The sequence below is a fragment of the Anaerobium acetethylicum genome, from assembly GCF_900096945.1.
GTDB lineage: Bacteria > Bacillota > Clostridia > Lachnospirales > Lachnospiraceae > Anaerobium > Anaerobium acetethylicum.
This window is the reverse complement of sequence record NZ_FMKA01000004.1, coordinates 49,299-68,706: the sequence shown is the minus strand read 5'-3', so window position 1 is coordinate 68,706 and position 19,408 is coordinate 49,299. Positions and strand designations below refer to the sequence as shown.

16 protein-coding genes are annotated in these 19,408 nt (G+C 51.0%); all 16 read left to right on the top strand.

Annotated features, from left to right (window positions below):
* The first annotated feature begins 2 nt into the window (after positions 1 to 2).
* The 16 genes from BJR36_RS05620 to BJR36_RS05545 all read left to right on the top strand — a co-directional run bounded on the left by BJR36_RS05620 (position 3) and on the right by BJR36_RS05545 (position 19,406).
* The gene (locus BJR36_RS05620) at positions 3 to 2,468 is read left to right on the top strand and encodes a glycogen/starch/alpha-glucan phosphorylase (RefSeq protein WP_091231340.1); all 2,466 of its coding nucleotides are present in this window, start codon (positions 3 to 5) and stop codon (positions 2,466 to 2,468) included.
* Positions 2,469 to 2,713: 245 nt separating this feature from the next.
* Positions 2,714 to 4,624 (top strand): polysaccharide biosynthesis protein, encoded by a 1,911-nt coding sequence (locus BJR36_RS05615; RefSeq protein ID WP_091231337.1) that lies wholly within the window; start codon positions 2,714 to 2,716, stop codon positions 4,622 to 4,624.
* A gap of 148 nt (positions 4,625 to 4,772) precedes the next feature.
* The gene (locus BJR36_RS05610) at positions 4,773 to 5,204 is read left to right on the top strand and encodes a hypothetical protein (RefSeq protein ID WP_091231334.1); all 432 of its coding nucleotides are present in this window, start codon (positions 4,773 to 4,775) and stop codon (positions 5,202 to 5,204) included.
* Positions 5,182 to 5,943 (top strand): CpsB/CapC family capsule biosynthesis tyrosine phosphatase, encoded by a 762-nt coding sequence (locus BJR36_RS05605; protein ID WP_091231332.1) that lies wholly within the window; start codon positions 5,182 to 5,184, stop codon positions 5,941 to 5,943. The genes BJR36_RS05610 and BJR36_RS05605 overlap by 23 nt, the downstream gene beginning before the upstream one ends.
* 56 nt (positions 5,944 to 5,999) lie before the next feature.
* Positions 6,000 to 6,842, top strand: a complete 843-nt coding sequence (locus BJR36_RS05600; RefSeq protein ID WP_091231329.1) for a YveK family protein — start codon at positions 6,000 to 6,002, stop codon at positions 6,840 to 6,842.
* Entirely contained in the window at positions 6,793 to 7,473 is a 681-nt protein-coding gene (locus tag BJR36_RS05595) for a polysaccharide biosynthesis tyrosine autokinase (RefSeq protein ID WP_091231712.1), read from the top strand. The genes BJR36_RS05600 and BJR36_RS05595 overlap by 50 nt, the downstream gene beginning before the upstream one ends.
* The gene (locus BJR36_RS05590; RefSeq protein WP_330387824.1) at positions 7,436 to 8,662 is read left to right on the top strand and encodes a DegT/DnrJ/EryC1/StrS family aminotransferase; all 1,227 of its coding nucleotides are present in this window, start codon (positions 7,436 to 7,438) and stop codon (positions 8,660 to 8,662) included. Before BJR36_RS05595 ends, BJR36_RS05590 begins: the two co-directional genes overlap by 38 nt.
* 2 nt (positions 8,663 to 8,664) lie before the next feature.
* Entirely contained in the window at positions 8,665 to 9,453 is a 789-nt protein-coding gene (locus BJR36_RS05585) for a sugar transferase (RefSeq protein WP_091231327.1), read from the top strand.
* The gene (locus BJR36_RS05580; RefSeq protein WP_091231324.1) at positions 9,434 to 10,549 is read left to right on the top strand and encodes an aspartate aminotransferase family protein; all 1,116 of its coding nucleotides are present in this window, start codon (positions 9,434 to 9,436) and stop codon (positions 10,547 to 10,549) included. The genes BJR36_RS05585 and BJR36_RS05580 overlap by 20 nt, the downstream gene beginning before the upstream one ends.
* 4 nt (positions 10,550 to 10,553) lie before the next feature.
* Positions 10,554 to 11,618 carry a GNAT family N-acetyltransferase gene (locus BJR36_RS05575; protein ID WP_091231322.1) on the top strand — a complete coding sequence of 355 codons (1,065 nt, stop codon included), beginning with the start codon at positions 10,554 to 10,556 and terminating at the stop codon, positions 11,616 to 11,618.
* An 84-nt stretch (positions 11,619 to 11,702) separates the two neighbouring features.
* The gene (locus BJR36_RS05570; protein ID WP_091231319.1) at positions 11,703 to 12,794 is read left to right on the top strand and encodes a glycosyltransferase family 4 protein; all 1,092 of its coding nucleotides are present in this window, start codon (positions 11,703 to 11,705) and stop codon (positions 12,792 to 12,794) included.
* Between the two features lie 120 nt (positions 12,795 to 12,914).
* Positions 12,915 to 14,213 carry a glycosyltransferase family protein gene (locus tag BJR36_RS05565; RefSeq protein WP_139133512.1) on the top strand — a complete coding sequence of 433 codons (1,299 nt, stop codon included), beginning with the start codon at positions 12,915 to 12,917 and terminating at the stop codon, positions 14,211 to 14,213.
* The gene (locus tag BJR36_RS05560; protein ID WP_091231312.1) at positions 14,210 to 15,454 is read left to right on the top strand and encodes a glycosyltransferase; all 1,245 of its coding nucleotides are present in this window, start codon (positions 14,210 to 14,212) and stop codon (positions 15,452 to 15,454) included. The genes BJR36_RS05565 and BJR36_RS05560 overlap by 4 nt, the downstream gene beginning before the upstream one ends.
* 71 nt (positions 15,455 to 15,525) lie before the next feature.
* Positions 15,526 to 16,590, top strand: a complete 1,065-nt coding sequence (locus BJR36_RS05555; protein ID WP_091231310.1) for an EpsG family protein — start codon at positions 15,526 to 15,528, stop codon at positions 16,588 to 16,590.
* A 103-nt stretch (positions 16,591 to 16,693) separates the two neighbouring features.
* Entirely contained in the window at positions 16,694 to 17,722 is a 1,029-nt protein-coding gene (locus BJR36_RS05550) for a polysaccharide biosynthesis protein (RefSeq protein ID WP_091231706.1), read from the top strand.
* Positions 17,723 to 18,296: 574 nt separating this feature from the next.
* Positions 18,297 to 19,406: a capsular polysaccharide biosynthesis protein CapF gene (locus BJR36_RS05545; RefSeq protein ID WP_091231307.1), complete on the top strand. Its 1,110-nt coding sequence runs from the start codon at positions 18,297 to 18,299 to the stop codon at positions 19,404 to 19,406.
* The last annotated feature ends 2 nt before the right edge of the window (positions 19,407 to 19,408 follow it).

Genomic DNA, 19,408 nt, shown 5'->3' with positions numbered 1-19,408 from the left:
CTATGTATAACAAAGCTTTTGAAAAAGAATCATTCAAGAAAGAGGTAAAAGACAATCTGAAGATTCTTTACCGCAAGACCATAGAAGATGCGACGAAGCAGCAGATTTTCCAGGCAGTATCTTATGCCGTAAAGGACGTCATTATTGACCAGTGGATGGCAACGCAGAAACAGATCGAAAAACAGGATCCGAAGACCGTCTATTACCTGTCCATGGAATTCCTGATGGGAAGGGCATTGGGAAACAGCCTGATCAATGAACGGGCTTTCACGGAAGTGAAGGAGGCAATGGATGAACTGGGCTTCGACCTGAATTCCATAGAGGACGAGGAGCCGGATCCGGCACTTGGAAACGGCGGACTCGGACGTCTCGCAGCCTGCTTCCTGGATTCCCTGTCTACGATGGGATATCCGGCATACGGCTGCGGAATCAGATACCGTTACGGCATGTTCGAACAGAAGATTGAGAACGGTTATCAGCTGGAAGTGCCGGACATGTGGCTGAAAAACGGAAATCCTTTTGAAATGAAGCGACCGGAATATGCGACAGAAATAAGGTTCGGCGGAACCATCCGCGTTGAGCGGGACTGCCAGGGAAGGGAAAAGTTCATTCAGGAGAACTACCAGTCCGTGAATGCAATCCCTTACGACATCCCGATTGTGGGATATGGAAACAATGTGGTGAACGCCCTGAGGATCTGGGATGCGGAGGCGATCAATACCTTCCAGCTCGATTCCTTCGACAAAGGCGATTACAACAAGGCAGTAGAACAGCAGAACCTCGCGCAGACCATCGTGGAGGTGCTTTACCCCAACGACAACCACAATGCAGGAAAAGAGCTGCGTCTGAAACAGCAGTATTTCTTTATTTCAGCCAGCCTGCAGAGAGCGGTTGCGAAATTCAAGGAGAAGCACGACGACATCCACAGGCTTCCGGAAAAAGTGGTGTTCCAGCTGAACGACACCCATCCTACCGTAGCGATTCCGGAACTCATGCGTATCCTTATGGACGAGGAAGGGCTTACATGGAACGAGGCATGGGACATTACGACCAGGGCATGCGCCTATACCAACCATACAATCATGTCAGAGGCGCTTGAGAAATGGCCGATCGAGCTGTTTTCGAGGCTTCTGCCGAGAATATACCAGATCGTCGAGGAAATCAACAGGAGATTCCTGATTGAAGTCGACAGAAGATATCCCTGCAATCAGGAAAAGGTCAAGAAGATGGCCATCATCTATGACGGACAGGTCAAGATGGCCCATCTTGCAATCGTATCTGGATTTTCAGTAAACGGCGTTGCAAGGCTCCATACGGAGATCCTGAAGAACCAGGAACTGAAGGACTTCTACGAAATGATGCCTCAGAAATTCAACAACAAGACAAACGGCATCACCCAGAGGCGCTTCCTTCTCCATGGAAATCCCATGCTTGCAGACTGGGTCACTGATCATATCGGCAACGACTGGATCACGGATCTGTCCCAGATCAGGAAGCTGGCGATCTATGCAGACGACAAAAAGGCCCAGCAGGAAGTCATGAACATCAAATACCAGAACAAGCTCAGGCTTGCAAAATACATACGCGAGCACAACGGAATCGAGGTCGATCCCCGTTCCATCTTCGACGTTCAGGTCAAGAGGCTTCATGAGTACAAGAGGCAGCTCCTCAACATCCTGCACGTCATGCATCTGTACAACCAGCTGAAGGAGCATCCGGACATGGAGTTCTATCCAAGGACCTTTATATTCGGGGCTAAGGCGGCGGCAGGCTACAGGACCGCAAAGCTTACCATCAAGCTCATCAATGCCGTGGCAGATGTCATCAACAACGACAAAAACATCGGAGGCAGGATCAAGGTCGTATTCATAGAGAACTACCGCGTAAGCAACGCGGAAATGATTTTTGCAGCCAGCGACGTGAGCGAGCAGATATCCACTGCCAGCAAGGAAGCTTCGGGAACAGGAAACATGAAGTTCATGCTGAACGGTGCGCTTACACTTGGAACCATGGACGGCGCCAACGTGGAAATTGTCGAGGAAGTAGGCGAGGAACATGCATTTATCTTCGGCCTTTCCGCAGACGAGGTAATCAGGTTTGAAAACCAGGGCGGCTACAATCCGATGGACATCTTCAATAATGACCAGGATATCAGGAAAGTCCTGATGCAGCTCATAAACGGCTACTATTCGCCGCGCGATCCGGAACTGTTCAGGGATCTTTACGATTCCCTTTTGAACAGCAGGAACTGTGGCAGGCCGGATACATACTTCATTCTGAAGGATTTCAAGGCCTATGCCGAAGCCCAGAAGAGGGTTGAATGGGCTTACAGGAACGAAGAAGGCTGGGCAAGAAGCTCCATACTCAATATAGCAGGAGCCGGCAAATTCTCGTCTGACAGAACCATACAGGAATATATAGATGAGATCTGGCATCTTGATAAAATCAGAGTCGAAATGCCTGAGTAAGAATGTTTTTAGGATTGTGGGAGCACAGAGTGCGGAACAATCCGTAGGTATCAACCACAAAATAACATCGACATAATACCAACATAATACCGACAAATCATATACTAAAAAAATCCGCATCCATGCAAAGGTGAATATTTCCGAATATTTCGTTTGTTTCTGGGCGCGGATTTTTTGTCTATTTAAGGACTTCGTGGAATTTCAAATGAAGACTGAGCTGACGAGTCAGATGGGGGTGTGTAGGGATGAAAAGGAAATGGATAAACAGGTTTTTAGAAGCATTGAAGAGAGGTGCTTCCGCCATATGCAAAAAAGTATTGCGTCTCTTGCTGGTCGACATATCGATTATCGCAGTCGCATATTTTGCGGCACTCTTCCTGCGGTTTGACGGAAGTGTTCCGAGCTATTATGTAAATATGCTGGCAGATAAGATGCCCATGATACTGTCCACCTATGTATTGGCATTCATAGGCTTCGGGCTCTATACCAGGCTTTGGGGCTATGCCGGAATCAGCGACTTCCTGAAGGTGTTTTACGGCAATGTGGCGGCATCGGTCCTGACGGCAGTCTGGGGCTATCTGCTCAGCTGGCAGCTGCCGGTCTCAATCTACCTGATCGGCTGGATGACCTGCTTCCTGTCAACGGTCATGATCAGGGTGCTGTACAGGCTCCTTGGCAGCAAGCTCTACGAAGAGGGCGGGGAGGACACCATCGAGTGCCCCCGTGTAAGAGTCATGATCATCGGCGCGGGAGCTACCGGGGACATCCTGATCAGGGAAATGATGGAAACAAAAAGCAAACATATCCCGGTAGTCGTAGTCGATGACGACAAGGACAAGGTCGGAAGCAGCCTGAACAGCGTCAGGGTCAGGGGAGACCGCCATGAGATTCCAAAGCTGGTGGAAGAATACAGGGTGGATGAGATCATCATAGCCATCCCTTCCGCGTCACTTGAAGAGAAGAAGGAAATTGCAGAAATATGCATGCAGACAGGGAAAAAGGTCAAGCGGACGCCGCCCCTCCATGAGCTCATAGACGGGGACGTATCCATGAAGACTGTAAAAGAGGTCAGTATCTACGACCTCCTTGGCAGGGAGGAGATTTCCCTCAACGATGCGGAAGTGTTCCAGTATATAAAAGGCAAGACAGTGCTGGTTACCGGAGGGGGAGGTTCCATCGGCTCGGAAATCTGCAGGCAGATTGCAAAGCTCGGAGTCGGCAGGCTGATCATATTCGACATCTACGAAAACAATGCCTACAACCTGCAGCAGGAACTGAAGATGGCCTATGGGGCTTCCCTGGATCTGGTGACCCTGATCGGTTCCGTAAGGGAAAAAGAGAGGCTCGAATCCGTATTCCGGGACTACAGCCCTCAGATCGTGTTCCATGCTGCGGCCCATAAGCATGTGCCCCTGATGGAAGAAAGCCCTTACGAGGCATTCAAGAACAACGTGTTCGGAACCCTGAACGTAGTCAGGACGGCCCATGAATTCGGAGTCGAAAGCATGACCCTCATATCCACTGACAAGGCGGTAAACCCCACGAACATCATGGGGGCCACAAAACGCATAGCCGAGCTGATCATCCAGAACTACAGCAGCATAAGCAGCACGAAATTCGCCGCCGTCAGATTCGGCAACGTCCTGGGAAGCAACGGAAGCGTCATCCCGCTGTTCAAGAAGCAGATCGAACAGGGCGGCCCGGTTACCGTCACCCATCCGGACATCATACGGTATTTCATGACGATTCCGGAAGCCTCGAAGCTGGTGATCCGGGCGGGAGCCCTGGCAAAGGGAGGCGAGATCTTCATCCTGGACATGGGAAAACCAGTAAAGATCGTGGATCTGGCCACAAGCCTCATAAGGCTGTCTGGCTATGAACCGAACAAGGACATCATGATCACCTTCACGGGACTGCGTCCGGGAGAGAAGCTTTATGAAGAGCTCCTTCTTTCCGAGGAAGGGCTGACCGCGACCCATATTTCAAAGATCTTCGTGGCCAAGCCAGCGGAATATGATCCGGAATTCGAACGGAAAATCGAGCATCTGCGCCATGTGGTGGAGAATAAGGATGAGAATCTGGTGGACGTGATTGAATATATGATAGGGTACAATATTAAAAAGACACGTAACTATGAAGGAGGTAGTCCTTCATAGTTACAGACACCGCAATAAAACAGCAAATTCAAAGCAAAAAATCTAATAATCAAAAAACAATTGACAAAATAGTGAATTGTGCTAACATTCATATATAGACTATAAGTATACAGTAACGGGATTATTGACACTTTCGGGAGGAATTGACATGAAAAAACGGAAAATGTTAACAATGCTGTTGGTGATGCTTGTGGGTTCGTTATGTTATGCTGATGCATTTGCAGTAAAAGGGTTAGATGAAAAGAAAATGGAAAAAGGGATTCCAGAATTTTTGGAAGCAGATGCATCTCTAATCAGCATCTCATCTCAGATACCTCACGAGTACATCAACCAGGCGCAGGACGAATTAGAAAAGGACGGCATTATAACTACATTAGATCAGGAACTTCTGGCTACAGATATGGATACAGAACTGGCACACGGCGCATCGGACACCAGAGTATCGGCAAGCGAAAAGTATGAGGATGGAATCGATCTGAATAAGGCTCTGACGGTATGCCTTGTAGGCGCGGCCATCGGAGCGTCAGCCATTACGGTTTCATCAAAGAAAAAACTGTATGTCGACCACAGGGACAGCTGAAGCGGAAGGTGATGGCATGAATGGATTTATAGACATACACAGCCACATTCTGCCGGGCGTGGATGATGGTCCCAAAGGGATTGAGGGGTCTGTTGCTATCATAAGGGCCGCATATGCGGAAGGCATTACCCATATGATAGCAACGCCCCATTACAGGCAGGGACAGTATGGAAGATCTGTAGAAGAGCTCATGGAGGCACTTGGACAAGTGGTGGAGGCACTCAGGGAAGCGGATATTCCCGTAACAGTATCACTTGGAAATGAAATCTATTACAGTGGAAGCGTTCTGGAAAAACTGGAAGTCGAAAGGCTGCTTACTCTTGGAGGAAGCAGATACGTTCTGATTGAATTTTCACCTGGCGAGGAATACCGTCAGATAAAAGGAGGATTGCATGCGCTGCTCCTTGCGGGATATCGTCCGGTTTTGGCCCATGCGGAAAGATACAGCTGCCTGAGGAACGATATCCGCAATCTGCGTGAGCTGGTCAGAATGGGCTTCTGCATCCAGATCAATGCGTCCAGCATCAGCGGTGGGGGAGGCTTGTTCAAACAGCTTTTCGTAAACAGGCTGATGAGGGAGGATCTGGTCCATTATGTCGCTACGGATGCCCACGGCATAGAATCAAGGCCTCCGAAACTGGACAGGTGCATCAGAAAAATAGAGAAGAAATACGGAGAAGACTACGTAAGAACATTATTGATCGACAACCCGGGAAAAATATTAGAGGATGACTTGTAACTTTTGGCCGTGAGGGCTGAATCGCTGCGACGACTCTGTATAAATGGGGGAGAGATATGGAGCGAGAGAAGAAAAAGAAGACAGAGGACAATTACGATTTGAAGCAGCTGTTTTTCATACTCTTTGAAAAATTTTGGATCATCATGCTCGCAGCCGTGGGTATGGCGCTATTCATGTACATTTTCACCAAGGTCATGATCGATCCGGTGTATGAATCCAGCACAAAGATCTATGTGCTGAACCGGGAGGACACAGCCACGACCACCTTCAGCGACCTTCAGACCTCGGCCCAGCTGACCAAGGACTACCAGGTCATGGTGCAGAGCCGGCCCGTTATAGAAAAGGTGATCCATAAGCTGGGTCTGTCCTACGGTGTTGAGGAAGTGCTGCAGATGGTATCGGTAAGTGAACTGCCGGATACGCGCATCCTGCAGATCACAGTCAGAAACAAGGATCCGGAAATGGCAAAAAGTATTGCCGATGCCCTGGCTGATGTATCCGCTGCAAGAATCGCTGCGATCATGGACATTGAAAAGGTTAAGACGGTGGAAGAAGGGAATTTTCCTATTTATGCGGTGAGCCCTAATGTCCTTATGAACGTGGCCATAGGCGGAATGGCAGGCATCGTTCTTTCGTGCTTTGTCATCCTGCTGGTCTACATGTTTGATGACTCAATCAAGAATGAGAACGATATTGAAGAGTATCTGAATCTGAGCATTCTGGGATTGATTCCAATAGCGGAAGAGGAAGAGAAGCATGACAGGAAGACGAAAAAAATCAAGGACAAGTATAGCAAGGAGAAATATACCAGAGTCAAAGACGCCCGATATGAGAAAGGACAGGATGGCTATGCAGAACGTGAAGATAGATATCGACCGGAAGATGGATTATCTAAGTAATGAAGCATATAAGGGGCTGCGGACCAATATCCTGTTTTGCGGCAGCGATATCAAGGTGATTGCCATTACCAGCTGCACGCCCAATGAAGGAAAGACGGAAATCTCCTTTAGGCTGGCTGTTTCTATGGCTGAGGCAGGGAAAAAAGTCATGTTCATAGATGCAGACCTGAGGAAATCCGTGCTGGTAGGACGCTACAAAGTGGAGACGTCCTTAAAAGGGCTCTCCCATTATCTGTCGGGCCAGGAAAGCCTGGATTCCATAATTTGCACTACAAGTGCGGAGAATATGCAAGTCATATTTTCAGGCCAGGTTCCGCCAAATCCGGCAGAGCTGCTTGGAAACAGCAGATACCAGAGCATGATAGCGGAATTCAGGGAGATGTATGACTATATCATAATCGATACGCCTCCTTTGGGAAGGGTCATCGATGCGGCGGTAATCGCCGGACAGAGCGACGGAGCCGTGCTCGTCATCGAATCCAATGCCATCAGCTACAAATTTGCCCAGAAGATCGTGGAGCAGCTCGAAAAGAGCAACTGCAGGATTCTTGGGGCCGTGCTGAACAAGGTGGAGCACAAAGACAAGGGAATCTATGGAAAATATTACGGAAAATACTACGGACAGTATTAGCCGGGCATCAGAGGCCATGGCAGGCAGATCTGCCTGCACAGCATGGAATCCTGATGGCCACAAGGGGGGTATGGATATGGGAGAGAGAATCTTTTTATCGTCGCCTCATATGAGCGATGAGGGTTATGAGCTTCAGTATGTCCACGAGGCATTCGAATCCAACTGGATCGCGCCGCTTGGAAAGAACGTGGACGAATTTGAAAAAGAGATGTCGGAAAAGACAGGCGTGAAATATGCGGCTGCGCTGACTTCCGGCACGGCAGCCATCCATATGGCCCTGAAGGCGGCCGGAGTGGGAAGCGGGGACATCGTCTTCTGCTCGAGCCTGACCTTCGCAGGAACCGTAAATCCCATCATCTATCAGAATGCAGTGCCTGTCTTCATAGACAGCGACTACGAGACCTGGAACATGGACCCGGAAGCCCTGGAGAGGGCCTTCCAGACCCACAGGAATGTAAAAGCCGTGATCGTGGTCCACATATTCGGCCTTTCCGCAGATATGGACAGGATCGGAGAGATCTGCAGGAGACACAATGCCGTGATGATCGAGGATGCGGCGGAATCCCTGGGATCCCTGTACAAGGGAAGATACACGGGGAGCATAGGAGACTACGGGATATTCAGCTTTAACGGAAATAAGATCATAACCAGTTCCGGAGGCGGGATGCTGGTGTCGGACGACCAGGAGCGGATCGCAAAGGTGAAGTTCTGGGCGACCCAGAGCAGGGAGCCGGCCAGACATTATCAGCATGAGGAGCTTGGATATAACTATAAGATGAGCAACGTCGTCGCAGGAATCGGCAGGGGGCAGCTCAGGGTCCTGGAGGAAAGGGTCGCGAAGAAGAAAGCGATCTGTGAGTTTTACCGGAAGGAACTGGGAGGACTTGAAGGCGTAGGCTTCATGCCTCAAAATGACTGGGATGAGCCGAACTGCTGGCTGAGCTGCATTACCCTCCGTGGAAAGGTAAGGCCCCTGGATATCATGACAGCCCTCGAGAAGGAGAACATCGAGTCCAGGCCCGTATGGAAGCCGCTCCACATGCAGCCCTTCTTCCGCAGCTATGACTTCGTAGGAAGCCATGTGGCGGAACAGCTGTTTGAGAACGGCGTCTGCCTGCCAAGCGATACGAAGATGACCGGAGAGCAGATGGACAGGGTCGCCGGCATCATAAAAGGGGTGTGGAGATAAATATGAAAACAGGTACAGAATCATATGTAAAACCAGGTACAGAGTCATATGTAAAACAAGATACAGAACCGCATGTAAAACCAGGTACAGAACAACCTGCAAAACAAAATAAAATCGGAAAATCCATCTGGAAAGGCAAGGACGGCATATACAGCCGGTTCGGAAAAAGACCTTTTGACATCCTGCTGTCGGCAGCTGCAATCATCCTGCTGAGCCCGGTGCTCCTGGTGGTGGCAGCCCTTGTCAGGGTGGATATGGGAAGCCCAGTATTCTTCAGGCAGAAGAGGCTTGGAATGGGAGAGAAGGAGTTCCGGCTTTATAAGTTCAGGACCATGACGGATCAGAGGGATGAAAAGGGCGAGCTCCTGCCTGACGACAGGAGGATAACAAAATTAGGATACTTTCTGAGAAACACAAGCCTTGACGAAATTCCTGAAATCCTCAATATACTGAAGGGAGACATGAGCATTGTCGGGCCGAGGCCTCTCCTGCTCAAATATCTGCCCTATTACACAGAAGACGAGAAGCGCAGGCATGACGTCAGGTCGGGTCTTACGGGCCTTGCCCAGGTCAGCGGAAGGAACCTCATCGACTGGGACCAGCGGTTTGCATACGACCTCAAATACATAGAGAACATGTCCTTTCTGATGGACATGAAGATCATCCTGCAGACGGCTTTGAAAGTGCTTAAGAGAAGCAACATCCTTGTACGCGGCGAAGGGGTCAATGTGGATTTCGACCTGTACAGGAAAGAATCGGGGAGGTGGCATGATGAGGGAGATCGGAAGTGAGTTCTGGAGAATAAAGCAGGATGGAAGCGCAGAGATGCATTCTGCACCTGATTCCTTCTGCCTGCTGTCCGGAAGGACGGCCCTTGACTTCATACTCCGGGACATGAAGCAGGATGAACGGTACAGGCATATCAAAAGGTTCTACCTTCCCACCTACTGCTGCGAGTGGATGGTGATTCCCTTTATGGAGAACAGGGCCGGCATCAAATTTTATCCGGTGTACGTGGAAGGCGGACATCTGGTGCAGGAATATCCCGACCTGGGCGGTGATGACGGCATCCTGGTCATGACCTATTTCGGATTCGGCCAGGCGGCTGCCGGGGAAGAGCTGCATAAAGAAGAGCAGCACAAGGAAGAGCAGCACAAGGAGAAGCTTCAGAATGAGAAGCTTCGGAAGGCGGGAGCCGTCATCGAAGACACCACCCATTCCTGCTTCACGGGCAGCAGGATGGAAGTCCAGCCGGACTACAGCTTTTCAAGCCTGCGAAAATGGATGTACCTGCCTGGGCTGGCAACAGCAAGGAAGCATACAGGGGCCTTCTGTCTGGAAGAACCGGAAGCCGTCAACCACGAATACGTGGAGAAGCGGGAAGCGGCTGCAAGGGCAAAACAGGCCTTTATAGAAGACGCCAGGGGAGAAAAAGAGGCATATCTGAAGCTGTATGGCGAAGCAACGGCCATACTGGACAAGGACTACAAAAATTACGGGGCGGACCGGGAATCCAGGTCCATCTTTGCCAATACGGATACGGAAAAGATGGCAGAACGCAGGAGACGGAATGCAGGCATCCTGCTGGAGGCCGTCAGGGAGCTGGATGGAATCAGGCCTCTGTTCGGGGAGATCCGTGAAAACGACTGTCCCCTGTTCCTTCCGGTCCTGGCAGAAAGCGAAACGAGAAAGCAGCTGAGCCGCTACCTGATCGAGAAGGGCATATACTGCCCCCAGCACTGGCCTCTGACCGGATACCACAGGTTCGATTCGGAAAAAGCTCTTGGGCTTTATGAGATGGAACTGTCCCTCGTGTGCGACCAGAGATATGGCGACGAGGAGATGGTGTATTTTGCTGAGGTTTTGAAGAAATTCAAGAGGGGTTGAGAAGATGCAGAATATAAAGATGATTTCCATAGAGGAGAGCGATATATGGGATGATACGGTAAGGTCATTCAAAAACCATGATATCTATTATTTCAGCGGCTATGTAAAGGCATTTATGCTCCACGGCGATGGAAACCCCTGTCTGTTCTACTACAACAACGGCAGGCTAAAGGGAATCAACGTGGTCATGCTCAGGGAGCTTTGGGCATGCAGTGAGCTCTGCGACGTGCTGAAGCCCCGGGAATGCTATGACATCGCGACCCCCTATGGATACGGCGGGTTCCTCCTGGAGGGAAATACATCAGAAGAAGAGATCAGGCTTCTCGATAAAGAATACATCAGGCTCTGCAGGGAGAAGAAGATCGTAAGCGAGTTCGTGAGATTCCATCCCATTCTTGAAAACCATAAGAAGCTGGACCAGATGTACGACATCCTGGACAAGGGGAAGACCATCGGCCTGGCTCTGGATTCGGAATCCCTGATCTGGGACAATATAGAAAGCAAGAAAAGGAACAGGATCAGGAAGGCCCGGACCAACGGAATACAGGTATACTGGGGGCTCAGCGAAAAGCTTATGGGCTATTTTATGGAGATGTACAACAAGACCATGGACAAGGACAATGCCGACCCGTATTACTATTTCAAAAAAGAGTTTTATGACAGCATACTGAACGACTGCCGGTACAATTCCCTGATGTTCTACAGCGTTTATCAGGATAAGATCGTCGCCATGTCCATCGTGCTATTTGTCAATAAAAAGATGCACTGCCACCTGATGACGTCCCTGCGGGAATACCAGGATCTGGAACCCGTATCCTTGATGGTCCATGAAATGGCCGTATGGGGATGCAGGAACGGCATGAAGACCCTTCATATGGGAGGCGGGCTTGGAGGCGGGGAAGACAGCCTCTACAGATTCAAGAGCTCCTTCAACCGGAATTCCAACTATACCTTCTATATCGGGAAAAAGATATTTGACCAGGAATGCTATCAAAGGTGCATGGACATCAGGACATGCAACGGGCAAAGGGAGCTGAAGACGTCATTTTTCCCGGAATACAGGGGGTAAAGCGTTGCTGTTCATGATGCGGACAGTAACGATACATTCATTGGAAGGGAGTTCGCCCCTTCAGATGGAAAGGCAGGGGTTGACATGAAGAAGATTCTGATACTGACAAATCTGGATTCCGGGCTTTATAAATTCAGGAAGGAACTGATTCAGGAAATGATAGACCAGGGAGACCAGGTTTTCATAGCCCTGCCGGACGGACCCTATATAAAGTCCCTGACAGATATGGGATGCCGGTTCATAGATGCGGATCTGGACAGAAGGGGAATCAATCCCGTCAGGGATTTCAGGCTTCTGCGGCATTATATGAAGATCGTGGACGAAATCAGGCCGGATCTTCTGGTAACCTATACCATCAAGCCCAATCTCTACGGAGGGATTGCCGGGCGGATAAAAAAGGTGCCCTATGCCATGAATGTAACCGGGCTTGGAACAGCCTTCCAGAAGGACGGGCTGCTGAAGGACCTGGTGGTGTTCCTCTACAGGATAGCCGGAAAACATGCAAAGACCATATTTTTTGAAAACGAGGAGAACCGGCAGGTTTTCATAGACAAAAAGATCGTGGGAGAAGAAAAGGCCTGCAGGCTCAACGGTGCAGGCGTGAACCTGGAAGAATTCCAGTTCTGCGGACCGCCCTGCCATGCCGGTGAGACCCATTTCCTCTTCATGGGAAGAATCATGAAGGAAAAGGGTGTGGACGAGCTGTTTGAAGCGGCGGAGCGGATCATGGAAAAGTACGGGGATGTGGTCTTTGACATCCTGGGGACCTTCGAGGAGGATTACAGGCAGAGGGTAGAAGCGCTGGAGGACAAGGGATGCATCAGGTATTATGGCTTCCAGGCCGATGTCAGGCCATTCATCAGGCAGGCCGACTGCTTCGTGCTTCCATCCTATCATGAGGGCATGGCCAACACCCTCCTGGAGTGTGCAGCCATGGGCAGGCCGCTGATCACCAGCGACATTCCGGGGTGCAGGGAAGCCGTCATAGACGGCGAGACAGGCTACCTGGTCAGGGTGAAGGACAGCAGGGACCTGTATGAGAAGATGGAGGATTTCCTGAGGCTTTCCCGTGACGAAAGGATGCACATCGGGGAAAAGGGCAGGTGTCACATAGAGAACGCCTTTGACAAGAAAAAGGTAGTGGAGGCAACCATAAGCCGGCTGATGGCAGAGTGAGGGGTTTACGGAGAAAGCGGCATACAGGATGCATGATGATACAGACAGAGAGCGCATACAGGATGCATGATGATACAGACAGAGAGCGCATACAGGATGCAGAGTCAGGGGGGATGCAAAATGAGGATTCTGATCGTTGCAGCCGAGGTGTGGAGGAGCGACACGAGCGGCGGAAATACATTTACCAATCTGTTCAATGGCATGGATGCGGAATTCGCCCAGATCTACTGCAATCCGGGCATGCCATCCAATAAAATATGCAAAAAGTATTACCAGTTCACAGATATCGACTGCATCAGGAGCATCCTGAAGAGGCAGCCGGCCGGCCGGGCCCTGGAGTTCGAGGACTTCCCCGATGACGAGGTCAAATGTGAAAAGGTGGAGAAGGAAACCGGAAATTTCTACAGCTTCTTCAGGCACCACAGGGTGCAGCTGTTCTATGTGTTCAAGGAGCTGATCTGGAAGTTTTCCGACTGGAAGAATAAGGAGTTCGAGACCTTCGTAAAGGAGTTCGATCCTGACATCATATTTGCTCCCTGTTACGGAAGTCATATCCTGCTGGCTATGGACAGGTACGTGGCAGAGCTTACCAGGAAGCCGGTCATTTCCTATATCATGGATGACCACTACTCCATGAAGCAGTTCAGGCTTTCCCTGGTCTACTGGCTGAACAGGCTGGCACTCAGGAGAAACCTGAGGAAAACCTTTCCCTATTATGATCTGACCTATACCACCACGGAAGAGCAGATGAAGGAATGCATCGAGGCCTTCGGCTGCAGCATGAAGATCCTGCGAAAGGGCAGCGATATTTTGGAAATCCCGAAGAAGGAAACCGTCAACAAGCCCATCAGGCTCATTTACGGAGGCAACATCTACTGCGGACGCTGGAAGACGCTAGGAGAAATTTCCAAGGCCCTGAGGGAGATCAACAAAGGCGGCGTCAGGATGGTCCTGGATATCTATTCGGGAAATGAGATCGGCGAGAAGCAGAAAGCCCTGCTGGATGACGGCGTAAACTCCTTTTTCCGCGGAGCGGTCCCGCCCAGGGAGCTGAAGAAGAAATACAGGGAGAGCGACATCGCGATCCATGCGGAATCCTTTGAGCTGCAGAACAGGCTCATCACCAGGCTTTCCTTTTCCACGAAAATCGTGGACTGCCTGGCAAGCGGATGCGCCGTCATGGCAGTGTGCTGGAACGGCCAGTCGGGCTACCGGTACCTGAAAAGGGAGGATGCGGCAATCTGCATCGACGACCTGAAGGACATCGGGAAGACCCTCAAAGAGATTGTGGACAATCCGGACATCATCAGGGTCTATGCGGAAAAGGCCTATGCATGCAGCGAGAGGAACCACAGGAAGTCGATGATCCAAAAAGAGATGATGCATGACTTTGAGACGATACTGGAGGCGGATCGATGAGGGTACTACTGATCAACGCAGTGAGCGGAATAAGGAGCACAGGCAGGATGTGCACAGAGATAGCCGATTACCTGAACGACCATGGGGAGGAATGCTTCATTGCATACTCCGCAGGGATCCCATACCAGAAGGACTACCGGATAGGAAGCCCCATGGATGTCAGGATCCACGGGCTGCTGTCCAGGGTGTCAGGTACCCAGGCATATTTTTCAAAGCATGCCACCAGGAAGCTCCTGCAGTTCATGGACGACCTGCAGCCGGATGTGGTCCACCTGCACAATCTCCACAGCAACTACATCAATCTGAGGATGCTGGCGGAATATCTGAAGGAAAAGGACATCCCTACGGTACTTACCCTCCACGATTGCTGGTTCTATACGGGGAAATGCTGCCACTATACGGTGGATAAGTGTCCGAAATGGAAGGACGCATGTGGACAATGTCCCAGACTGAAAAATGATAATCCCAGCTGGTTCTTCGACAGGACAAAAAAGATGCTGAAAGACAAGAAGCAGCTGTTTGCCGGAATCCCAAGGCTTGCCGTCATCGGCGTGTCGGACTGGATCACAGGAGAGACGAAAAAGTCCATCCTCCAATCCGCAAAGATGATCAGGAGGATCTACAACTGGATCGACACGGAGGTGTTCAGGCCGGTGGAAGCTGATGAGCTGAGAAAGAGTCTGGGCCTGGAAGGCCGGTTCGTCGTCCTCGGTGTCGCAAGCGTATGGACCAGGGACAAGGGACTGGGAGGCTTCATCAGGCTGGCGGAGCTTCTTCCAGAGAACATGGCGATCGTCCTTGTAGGCAATATCGGATGCGACCTGGTGGTGCCGGGAAACATCCTGCATGTTCCGGAAACCAATGACGTGGAAGAGCTTGTGAAATATTATTCAATGGCGAACGTGTTCCTCAACCTCTCCAGCGAGGAAAGCTTCGGAAAGGTGGCGGCGGAAGCCATGGCCTGCGGAACGCCGGTCATCTCCAATGGTTCCACGGCAAATCCGGAGCTTGTGAGGCCGGGCTGCGGCTACATCCTGGAGGAAAACAACATCGGTGAAATCATAAGCGCGCTGAAGGAAATAGAGCTGCAGGGGCCGGATTATTACTGGGAGACCTGCATTGGAAACGCAAGGAAGAATTTCAGCAAGGCGGACAGGATTGAGGATTATATCGGTGTGTACCGGGAAATTTCCAATCAGCAGAGCGGGGGCAGCCCGAGGAAAGGACATCATCCCGCATAGCGCGGGATTGAACGAAATCGGGGAACAGGACGGAACCAGGAATAGGACAAAACAAGGGGAGGCGAGGACATATGGCTATATATCTTGTGAATATGCTTTTTCTCATCCTGTTCGGCTTTATATTTCTGCTGCTCAGACCCTCGCCCCAGAATAAAAAGACCTTCTGCATCCTTGCCACCCTGCAGTGGATTCTCCTTTCCGGCCTCAGGGACAAAAGCGTGGGCGCCGACACCCTGACCTACAAGCTCTACTTTGACGCCGCAAAGCGCTACAGATGGGACGACCTCTGGGAGAACTTCGTCAGCATCATGTTCCGGAACGGGGAAGGCAAGGATCCCGGGTACCTGATGATCGAAAGGGCTGCCCATATCATTTCCGACGACTACCAGGTCTACCTGATGCTCATCGGGCTGTTCTTCACCATTCCATTAGGGATCTGGATTTATCAGAATTCCAAAGGGCCCATGATCAGCTACCTGCTGTATTCGACCCTGTTCTACGCATTTTTTGCCATAACGGGGCACCGGCAGACCATCGCGACGGCACTGGTAGTGCTAATCGGCTACCGTTTCGTCAGGGACAGGAAGTTCCTGCCGTTCCTGCTGCTGATCCTGATCGCGCTGCCGATCCACAAGTCGTCGATCAGCTACCTGCCCTTCTTCTTCCTGGCCCATAAAAAAATCACGAAACCATATCTGGCATGCATGTTCGGATTCATCGCCTCCGCCTTCGTCCTGAAAGGGCCAATGATCGGCATCCTGGGAAGGTTCACGGGATACGAGGAATATGCAAGGCAGGCCCAGGGAGCCGGAACCTGGACGTTCACGGGGATCATGGTCATTATCCTCGGACTTGCCGTCTGGAAGCATGAAGCCATGATTGCAGAAAATCCGGATGTCACCATCTATATGAATGCCCTTCTCATGGCAATGGTCTTTGTACCGCTGACCTTTGTGGAGGCGGCGACCATGAGGGTGGTCCAGTATTATTCCCTTTACATCGTTCTGATGATACCGGAGATCATCAGTACCTTCAGGGAAAAGGAACGGTATGTGCTTGGCTATGCCGCCACGGTGATGCTGATCCTGCTGTTCGTGTCAAACGAGCAGTACTACGTCTTTTTCTGGCAGAAGTAAGGTATGGCATCAGTGAGAAGCATGATTGAGAAGCATCATTGACAAGCATCCGGAAAGCACAGGCGGCTCTGAACAGCTGCAGAATATAACGGGGGGTGTCTATATGTTTAAAGATAAGACAATACTGATCACAGGGGGAACAGGTTCCTTCGGGAATGCCATGATGGACAGGCTTCTGGAAACGGACGTAAGGGAGATCCGCATCTTTTCCAGAGACGAGAAGAAGCAGGACGACATGAGGCACAAATACCAGAACGATAAGATCAAATACTACATAGGCGATATCAGGGACATGGGCAGCATCAAGAATGCCATCCATGACGTGAACTACGTATTCCAGGCGGCAGCCCTGAAGCAGGTGCCGTCCTGCGAATTCTTCCCCATAGAGGCGGTCAAGACCAACATCCTGGGAACGGACAACGTCCTGACGGCCTGCATCGAAGCCGGCGTGCGCAAGGTCATCTGCCTGTCCACGGACAAGGCGGCCTACCCGGTAAACGCCATGGGCACCTCAAAGGCCATGATGGAAAAAGTCTTCGTGGCCAAGTCAAGGACAGTGGATCCCGACAGGACCACCATCTGCGGTACCAGGTACGGGAACGTCATGTGCTCGAGAGGCTCCGTCATTCCCCTGTTCATCGAACAGATCAAGGCTGGCAAGCCCCTGACCGTAACAGATCCCGCCATGACCAGATTCATCATGAGCCTGGAGGAGGCCGTGGAGCTGGTGGTGTTCGCCTTCGAGAATGCAAAGAGCGGCGACATCATGGTCCAGAAGGCCCCGGCCACCACCATTGGGGCCCTGGCACAGGCAGTGAAGGAGCTCTTTGATGCGGATAACGAGGTTCGGGTCATCGGCATCCGCCACGGCGAGAAGATGTACGAGACCCTTCTCACCAACGAGGAATGCGCTCATGCCATCGACATGGGGGATTTCTTCCGGGTGCCGGCGGACGAGAGGGACCTGAACTATGACAAGTACTTCAAGATCGGCAACCAGGAGCGCTCCACCATCACCGAATTCAATTCCAGCAATACGGTTCTCCTGAATGTGGAGGAGATCAAGGAAAAGCTTCTGAGCCTGCAGTATATAAGGGATGAGCTTGAGGCCTGGAAGAAGGCTTTGCGATGAGGACGTGATGCAAAACATGTTCATTCGCAGCGCGCTCTCGCTTAGATGAAGACGTAGCGGTACGTAAGGCCGCAGAATACGCGGCCTAAGTGCCGACGTCTTCATAAAGCTGCTCATTGAATCATGTTTTGCGATGAGGACGTGATGGAAAACATGTTCATTCGCAGCGCGCTCTCGCTTAAATGAAGACGTAGCGGTACGTAAGGCCGCAGAATACGCGGCCTAAGTGCCGACGTCTTCATAAAGCTGCTCATTGAATCATGTTTTGCATCACTGCGTGTCAGGTGGCGACAGTGTAAATTGACGAAGCCGAGTTTTACGATGTGATTTTAACAGAACGAATAGAATAAACAGCATAAAGGCATGAACAGCATAAAGGCATGAACAGCATAAAGGCATGAACAGCATAAAGGCATGAACAGCATAAAGGCATGAACAGCATAAAGGCATAAACAGCATAAACAGCATGAAGACATAAACAATATAAATAATATACACAATATAAACAATCCAAGCAGAACAGGCAACAGAACAGACAACCGAACGGAGCACGCCAGGAACAGGGGGACACGCAATGAAGATACTTGTAACAGGCTCGGAGGGGTTCGTTGGAAAGAACCTGATAACGGAACTCAGGAACAGGAACTACACGGATATTCTCGAATACGACAGGGACACGGATCCAGGGCTGCTGGATGAGTATGCAAAGGAATGCGGCTTCGTATTCCACCTTGCAGGGGTGAACCGCCCCCAGAACCAGGAAGAGTTCATGGTGGGAAATTTCGGCCTGACCTCCATACTGCTGGAGCTGCTGAAGAAGCATGGAAACAAGGCCCCGGTCATGATCTCCTCCTCCATACAGGCGGAGCTTGACAATCCCTACGGCCAGAGCAAGAAGGCCGGAGAGGACCTGATGTTCGCCTATGCCGGGGAGACGGGGGCAAAAGTCCTGGTCTACAGGTTCCCTAACATATTCGGAAAATGGGCTATGCCCAATTACAACAGCGCCGTGGCCACCTTCTGCCACAACACCGCCCGCAGCCTGCCCATCCAGGTGAATGATCCTGATGCGCCCCTGCGGCTTGTGTACATAGATGACGTGGTGGAAGAGCTCCTGAATGCCCTGGAGGGCAGGGAGAACAGGGCAGGCGGCTTCTGTGCAGTCCCCGTTTCCTATTCCGTCACCGTGGGCCTGGTGGCAGACCTGATCCGCTCCTTCGGGGAGACCAGGAAAAGCCTGGGAGTTCCCTTTATGGCCAACGAACTGGAGAAAAAGCTCTACAGCACCTACCTGAGCTATCTCCCGCCGGAAAGCCTCAGCTACCCACTGAAGATGAACGTGGACAACCGCGGATCCTTTACAGAAATCATCAGAACCCCCGACAGGGGCCAGTTCTCCGTAAACATCGCAAAGCCCGGCATCACCAAGGGAAACCACTGGCACCATTCGAAAAACGAGAAATTCCTGGTGGTATCCGGGAAGGGCCTCATAAAGCTGAGAAAAGTCGGCACGGAGGAAGTCCATGAATACTACGTCAGCGGCGAAAAGATGGAGGTTGTGGACATCCCCACGGGCTACACCCACAACATCACCAATATAGGGGAAGAGGACCTCGTCACCTTCATGTGGGTGAACGAAGCCTTCGATCCGGCAAAGGCAGATACTTACTTTCTGGAGGTGTGACA